We start from the raw sequence: 698 nt of genomic DNA, 5'->3' as shown, positions 1-698 counted from the left end.
GCGTAGCGCGGCGCGGCGCGGCGCGGCGTAGCGCGACGCGGCTGGATGGAGCCGCCACCCCGCGATGGACCGCCGGCAACAACCGCTCGACCGACGCCCGCGCGGCATCGGTGATCTCACGCCGACCAGCCACGGCTCATGAGGCCTGACCGGCGACCTTGATCCACGATGCCTGGCTAGGGAACGTAGGCGAGGGTGAAGGCGAGGGTGGCGTAGAGAGTCATCGCCGCGGTGGAGGCCACGAGCACGGCGGTGAAGACCTCCCGGCGGGCGGTGACCAGCGCCGCGACGAGCAGGAACGGGAAGGCGCCGTACAGGTAGCGTTCGGCCGAGTCGAGGTTGCTGCCCGTCAGCACCGCCGCCAGTACCAGTGCGCACCACAGCGGGTAGGACACCGCGAGGCGCCGGGCCATCACCACGAGGCCGAGGACGGCCAGCAGCAGCCAGGGCACGTGCAGCCCGGTGCCGAGCTGACCGGAGAACGTCCCCCGGGCGGCGTGCCAGAGCACCGACACGGGATTGGCGGTGCTGCCGTGGCGGGCGGCGTCCCGCTGGATCGTGAACGGCGCGAAGCCGTCCCCGTAGGTGTGCGACGACCAGAGGACGTACAGCGCCGCTCCGGCCAGCGGCGCTGCGATCGCGACCAGCCGGCGTGCGGCCTCCACCGCACCGCGCCGCGCCCGCCCGGGGGTCGGGGC

Annotated in this window: 1 pseudogene; it reads right to left on the bottom strand. The window is 74.1% G+C overall.

Features of this window, described 5'->3' with window-relative positions:
• Positions 1–176: 176 nt before the first annotated feature.
• Positions 177–698, bottom strand: a pseudogene (locus MXD58_RS26195) (hypothetical protein); the annotation flags it as partial.

It is taken from the genome of Frankia sp. AgKG'84/4, from assembly GCF_023242965.2.
In the GTDB taxonomy this organism is placed as follows: domain Bacteria; phylum Actinomycetota; class Actinomycetes; order Frankiales; family Frankiaceae; genus Frankia.
Note: the sequence above shows the minus strand (reverse complement) of the source record. Positions and strands in the feature narration are given on the sequence as shown.